General features: G+C 59.0%; 1 protein-coding gene. It reads right to left on the bottom strand.

Annotation, left to right across the window (positions count from 1 at the left end; all coding sequences use genetic code 11):
• Positions 1-23: 23 nt before the first annotated feature.
• Positions 24-1251 (bottom strand): 9,9'-di-cis-zeta-carotene desaturase (gene zds, locus NW819_RS13095; protein WP_414414011.1); only part of this gene is annotated, 1228 nt, incomplete at its 5' end.

Genomic DNA, 1251 nt, shown 5'->3' on the forward strand with positions numbered 1-1251 from the left:
TATTGACTAGAGTCATGCTCCTATCAGGGATCCCTGTGGGCAGCCAGAATGGCCTGAGCAGCCAGGTGGCCGGAGAGGGTGGCCCCTTCCATGCTGTCGATGTAGTCTTGGGCGGTGTAGCTGCCGGCAAAAAAGAAGTTGGGTATTGGGGTCTTTTGCTGTGGGCGATAGGGATCCATGCCCGGTGCTTCTCGATAGAGGGAGTGGGCCAGTTTCACCACGCTGTACCAGGTCATGTTCAGTTGCCGGGATGAGGGAAACAGCTCGTGGACTTGGTGCAACACGTGCTGGGCAATTTGCTCGTTGGGCATGGAAATGAAGGGATCCCCCGGCGTGAGCACGCATTGTAATAGAGATCCCTGGCCGGGTTTGTAGTAGTCGGCGGGGCTGGTGAGGGCCAGATCGGCAAAGCAGGAAAAATCGGCATCGGCAGTGTAGAGGAGATTGTCGATACCCAGAGCCTCTGGGTGTTGGCTGGCTCGTTTGGCCTGGCCTTGGGGGTTCAGCTCCGTCACCCAGCCATCGAAGCGCAACTGCACCGTGGCCACCGGTACGGATTCCAGCTTGTAGAGGTTGTCGAATTGTGGCCACTGCCGCCACACTTCCGGGATCAGCCGCTTGGCCCCTTCCACCGCCGCTGCGCACACGTACACATCTGCCTCTACCCGCTCTCCATTGGCCAAGAGCAAGCCGGTCACCGCGTAGGGAGGAGAGTCGTTCACTTCAATGCGACTGACCCCTCTGCGGGTGTGGATCTGGCCCCCGCGGGCTTGGATGTAGCGGACGATGGGCTGAGTGAGGTAGGTGTCCGGGGATCCCTTGAGGAAATTGAGCTTGGAGGCCTCTGTTTTGCTGGCAAACATCTGAAAGATCGTCAGCATGCAGCGGGCAGAAATCTGCTCTGTATCGATAAAGCCCAAGGCATAGGCAATCGGGTTCCACATCCGCTTCAGGCTACCCTCGGATCCCCCATGCCGCCGAAACCAATCGGCAAAGCTCATCCGATCCAAGGCGCGAATTTGCCGCATTGCCCCTTCATAGTCCAGCAAGCCGCGAATCAAAGGGCTGGTGCCCAGCGCCAAGGCGTTGCGCAGCTTGTCCGCCCAAGAGAGCTGCTCGGTGGTGAAAAAAGCTTTGAGGCCGTTGAAAGGCGCCCCCAGGGGAAAGCGAAAATCCAGACTGGCCGTTTGCCCACCTCGGTTGACAAAGGTGTGGGTGTGTTGCTTGGGCAGCAGGTTCTCGTAGGCCCCC

The organism is Synechococcus sp. R8-2, from assembly GCF_047461715.1.
Taxonomy (GTDB): domain Bacteria; phylum Cyanobacteriota; class Cyanobacteriia; order Thermostichales; family Thermostichaceae; genus Thermostichus.